5 protein-coding genes are annotated in these 5,395 nt (G+C 45.2%); all 5 read left to right on the top strand.

Annotation, left to right across the window (positions count from 1 at the left end; genetic code table 11):
* The first annotated feature begins 125 nt into the window (after positions 1-125).
* Positions 126-689, top strand: a complete 564-nt coding sequence (locus tag CAG68_RS02445; protein ID WP_370687796.1) for a c-type cytochrome — start codon at positions 126-128, stop codon at positions 687-689.
* A gap of 8 nt (positions 690-697) precedes the next feature.
* Positions 698-1,750: a c-type cytochrome gene (locus tag CAG68_RS02440; RefSeq protein WP_086046930.1), complete on the top strand. Its 1,053-nt coding sequence runs from the start codon at positions 698-700 to the stop codon at positions 1,748-1,750.
* A gap of 303 nt (positions 1,751-2,053) precedes the next feature.
* Entirely contained in the window at positions 2,054-3,385 is a 1,332-nt protein-coding gene (locus tag CAG68_RS02435) for a paraquat-inducible protein A (protein WP_054729239.1), read from the top strand.
* Positions 3,378-5,024 carry an intermembrane transport protein PqiB gene (pqiB, locus tag CAG68_RS02430; RefSeq protein ID WP_054729236.1) on the top strand — a complete coding sequence of 549 codons (1,647 nt, stop codon included), beginning with the start codon at positions 3,378-3,380 and terminating at the stop codon, positions 5,022-5,024. The genes CAG68_RS02435 and pqiB overlap by 8 nt, the downstream gene beginning before the upstream one ends.
* A partial coding sequence (locus CAG68_RS02425; protein ID WP_202599827.1) for an ABC-type transport auxiliary lipoprotein family protein occupies positions 5,024-5,395 on the top strand: 372 nt, incomplete at its 3' end. The genes pqiB and CAG68_RS02425, both read left to right, overlap by 1 nt.

Genomic DNA, 5,395 nt, shown 5'->3' with positions numbered 1-5,395 from the left:
TGACAAGGCCGACAATATCGTCCGAGTGACTACCAAGTAGCACTTAGACATATTAATAAAAATTAAAGTGAGTCAGCATGTCAAAAATTCTTCCAGTGGTGGTGGCCTGTTTGTTAGCAACCACTATGGGCGCAAGCGCCTCGTCTATTCCGGAAAAAGCCAGCGTATGTAGCGGTTGTCACGGCCAAGATGGCATGGGACAGCCAAATATCGCGCCGATGATCGCTGGTTTAAACGCGAATTATCTCAACACTCAAATCGAATTATTCCTTAGTGGCGAACGCCAAAATGTGGTCATGCAAGGCATGGCGAAGGAACTCAGCGATCCCGCAGACCGTAAGGAAGTTATGGAGTACTTTGCTAACCTCCCGAGCTATGAGTTCACGAATCCAGAACAACGCGGCGACCAAGCTGATATTCGTAACCCGTATCGTAAGTTAATTTTCCAAGGCGATTGGGATCGAAATATTCCAGCTTGCGCGACTTGTCATGGAGCCAGCGGTATGGGCGTCGACAAGTTCCCTCGCCTCGCAAGCCAACATGCTGATTACTTAAAAACGCAATTGATGGCATGGAAAAACGGCACTCGCAGTGGCGACCCGCTCAATATGATGGGGACCATCGCAAAAAATCTCACTGACAAAGAGATCGAAAATCTTGCTTACTACTTTGCCTCATTACGTTACTAGGAGCAGTCATGAAACGTTTCTATTCTTTGTTCGCACTGCCTTTCATTTCTACGCTCGTATTAGCTAACGATCTGTTACCGGACCGCCAGAAAGAGCTACCTGCGATAGAAAAAGAAAAGCACGGTGAATACTTAAAACCGCGTGATCTCAGCACAATCCCAAACACCGCATTTGGTGAGCAAGTAAAACGCGGTTACTCGCTCTTTGTTAACTCACAACAAATGCGCGGAAAATACGTTGGCAACGAACAAAACTGTGTGAACTGCCATATGGAGGCAGGACGAAAAGCAAACGCTGCGCCACTGTGGGCAGCTTACATGGCATACCCGGCATATCGTAAGAAAAACGATCGCGTAAACAGCTATGCTGACCGTATCCAGGGTTGTTTCGAGTATTCCATGAACGGTAAAGCGCCCGCTTACGATTCGCCAGAAATTGTTGCCCTTAGTGCTTACGCCTACTGGTTAGCGATGGGCGGTTTGCTTGACAAACATGGTATGGCGGATGAACCCATTCCAGAGCTAGACGCAAAAGCGTTGCAAATTGGTGGAAAAGCAAAAGACTTTCCGTTGCCCGAAGCCATCGCACAAGCATTACCAGTTGAAAAGCGAGGTAATCTCTCTGGGCGTGGCTACCCAAAAATCGCCGCCCCTGAGCAAGAACCATCAATAGAGCGAGGCGCATTGGTCTACGAAAAGAACTGTGAAACTTGCCATCGCGCCGACGGTTCAGGCATCAAAGACACCAACGACCATTCATACATTCCACCACTTTGGGGCGAATATGCGTATAACTGGGGCGCAGGTATGCACCGGATTAACACTGCAGCCTATTTTATTTACGAAAACATGCCGCTTGGGAAAAGTGTGCAGCTGACAGAGCAAGAAGCATGGGATGTCGCAGCATACGTCAACAGCCATGAGCGTCCACAAGATCCTCGATTCAAAGGCAATGTCACCGCAAACGCGGAGAAATATCACCAGCACCAAGGCTATTACGGCAAAACGCTCAACGGTACGCAAGTCGGCTCCAATGCCTTTAAGAGCGGAACGGTCAAGTAAAGTACAACTAAGCACCTTAAATAAAATGCTCTTTTTCCCTGCTCAGATTATCTGGGCAGGGTTACTTACCCTTAAAAACAAGTAGTTACCCCCTCCAATAAACAAGCAACATCATATTACTTTCGGCTTCCAACATACTCATCTTCGCCGTAAAATCTTGTACCAAACGCGACTTCGTTTATGTCTTAGATCTCCCATATCCTCTAATGCCAAAAGTAAGAAACTCGTAAACTCCTGAATCAAAACAAGCGTGCCTAGTGAAAAAAGAGTATTCTTAAAGCAAATGAATCTAAAACCTACCCGATGAGTATTCAACCTAATTCCCGTCAGTTAATTTCATGCGAAGAGTGCGGCCTTGTTGTTCGCATTCCCGATATCGAACAGGGGCAAAAAGCACAATGTCCTCGATGTTCGCATTCGCTGACTAAAGTGAATGCCAAGCCTTACCAAAGCGTGATCGCCATATCATCGGCATGTTTGATCATGTTAGTGCTAAGCATTTCTTTCCCTTTTATGTCGTTCAGCGTGCAAGGGTTGTCGCAAGAAATCACCTTGTTGCACGCTGCAAAAATGCTGGCTGAGTTTCAAAATGTGCTTTTGGGTGTGCTGTTACTCGCAACAGTTATCGTTTTACCTGCAATCTATGTTGGCCTCATTCTCTTTCTTCACCTTGAAGCATTAAAAGCACGTAAACATACCCCCTCTAAAAAGCAGCAACGAATGGCAAAAGTTTTATGCCGTCTTCTGTTTCGAGTCGAACCCTGGTTAATGGTGGATGTCTTTTTGATTGGCGTGTTGGTCAGCTTAATTAAAATCGCTTCCCTCGCAGACATAGGAATGGGCACTTCATTCTGGGCGTTTTGTGTATATACCGTTCTGGTAGTCAAATGCATATCAATGGTCGACAAAAGCTGGCTCTGGGGGCACTTTATTCCAGCTATCGAGCTATCTAATGTAAAAGAGGGTGATACGCACCATAACCACAACCATATTGGTTGTCATACGTGTCACCAGCTCAACCCTATTGAAGCTAAAAAACACCAACACTGCATTCGTTGTAAAAGCCCTATTCACAAATACAACCCCGCAGACAACTTACAAAAAGCTTGGGCGCTTTTGTTTGCTTCAGTCATTTTCTATATCCCTGCAAACCTCTACCCTATGATGTACACCGTAAGTCTTGGACATGCAGAAGGTTCAACTATCATGGAGGGGGTTATATTGCTTTGGCATTTAGGTTCTTACCCTATTGCGATGGTAATTTTCTTTGCTAGCGTATTTATTCCAATGGCGAAAATGCTGGCACTCGCGTGGCTGTATTACAATGCGCAAAAAGCGCGATATCTTCCGCACGAAGAGAGTATTTCACGCTTAAAGATCTACCGTATAACTGAGTTTATTGGCCGTTGGTCCATGATCGATATCTTCGTCGTCGCGATCTTAGTTGCACTGGTTCAACTGCAAAACTTAATGGCGATTTATCCAGGTCCTGCTGCGCTCTCTTTCGCGGCAGTGGTCATTTTTACTATGCTTTCTGCAATGATATTTGACTCACGTTTGTTGTGGCAATTGCCACAAAACGAAGTGCAGGAGCCGATTTCTGACAACTTAAACGAGAAAGCCAAATATGAGTGATGAGAACAACGTAACCGCTCAAATAAAACCGCAAAAGCAGATTTCTGCGATATGGATTGTCCCGATCCTTGCGCTAGCCATGGGAGCGTGGATGCTGTTCCAATATATCAACAGTACAGGCCCACAAATTACTCTCCAACTGCCAACCGCAGATGGGATTGAGGTTGGCAAAACCGAAATCCGAGCATTGAATGTAAAAGTAGGACTGATTACTGAAGTCACTCTCAGTGAAAATTACGATCACATCATCGCTAAGGCACAAATGAACAAGGATGCAGAACGCATGCTGCGAGATGACACCATGTTTTGGGTTGTGAAGCCTCGTATTGGCCGTGATGGCGTTTCAGGTTTAGAGACCTTGCTCTCTGGCGCTTATATCCAACTTCAGCCGGGTAAATCTAAGATAGAGAAAGAGCGCTTTACGGTCTTAGATGTTCCCCCAGTGGCCTCTCCTGATGCAGAGGGGTTACGCCTTGTGTTAACACACCGCGAGGCTGGTAAGCTAGGCGTTGGTGACCCCGTCATTTATAAAGGCTTTACGGTTGGTCGCGTAGAGAAAACCAGCTTTGATGTTGACACTCGCAAAGCGTTATACCAACTCTTTATTTTCAAGCCTTATGACAGCTTAGTGCGCACTCGTACCAAGTTCTGGCTGAATTCTGGCGTAGATTTACAGCTCAATGCTGAAGGGTTCGAAGTCAAGTTTGGCTCATTAGAGAGCATGCTAACGGGTGGTGTTACCTTCGATACCGTTCCAGGTCTTGAATCCGGTGAACAGCTCACTGAAAATATGGTCAACTTCCGCTTGTATGATGATATTAAACAACTTCGAGAAGGCATGTACGATGATTATATTGAATTCGTTATGCTTTTTGATGAATCGGTACGAGGGCTTAAACGTAAGGCACCTGTCGAATATCGAGGCTTGAGAATTGGTACTGTGATGCGTGTACCAATGCGACTTCCAACCCCAGAAGAGAACTTTTCTGCGAAAAAAATCCCTGTATTGGTACGTATCGAGCTCGGCCGTGTTTATGGCGATTTCCAATCCCAATCTTTGCCAATGTTAAAAGATAAATTGAAGAGTGAGTTTGCTAAAGGCCTACGTGGTACTTTAAAAACAGGTAACTTATTAACAGGCGCACTATATGTTGACGCCGACTTCTATCCAAATGACGAGCCTTACGTACCGAGTAAGTTTGCTGATTTAGATGTTTTCCCAACCATGCGTGGTGGTTTTGCGCAGGTTCAGCGCCAAGTGAACGACTTCCTAAATAAGATTAATAACTTACCAATGGAAGAAACACTAGACTCTCTCAATTCAACGTTAAAAACGTCCGAAAAAACGTTAGCTTCAGCAGAACGCGTGGCGGACAGTATTGATAAACTTTTGAATCAAAAAGAGACGCAAGAGATCCCAGCAGATATTCGCCAAAGCTTACAGCAATTACAAAAAACACTCGATGGTTATGGGCCCAACTCAACCATGTACAGCGAAATGGAAGCCACGCTAAAAGAATTAGAAAGCGTGATGACAGAGTTTAAACCCGTACTTAAACAGCTAAACGAAAAGCCAAACTCTCTTGTGTTTGGAGAAGATGAAATCAGTGACCCAATACCAGTTAAAGGCCAAAACTAATGAAACGAGTATTCTTTCTGTCTATCGCGCTATTTGTCGGTCTAACGGGTTGCAGTAGCGCTCCGCAAACTAAAGGAGCTATGTACCTTCTACCTAAGGCGGAACCAGTGACTCTGAGCTCTTCTGATATCGCTCAGCGCCCAACTTTAGTTGTTCGTCCAGTGACATTGGCGAGTTATTTGAATGATAATGGCATTGTTTATCGAACCTCTGAGACCCAAGTTATTCAGGCAAAACACAATCAATGGGCGCACAGTATTTCCGAGCAAATCACTCAGAGAGTTGTCGCGGAACTACGTCACAAGCAAAGTCATTACTGGCCGACTGAAATGAATAATCTGTTGGATCAAAGCGGTGAAGCCAAACTACAG

The sequence above is a fragment of the Vibrio sp. V42_P2S4T144 genome (genome assembly GCF_009904715.1).
In the GTDB taxonomy this organism is placed as follows: domain Bacteria; phylum Pseudomonadota; class Gammaproteobacteria; order Enterobacterales; family Vibrionaceae; genus Vibrio; species Vibrio alginolyticus.
The sequence above is the reverse complement of the archived record's forward strand: the minus strand, read 5'-3'. Positions and strand labels throughout refer to the sequence as shown.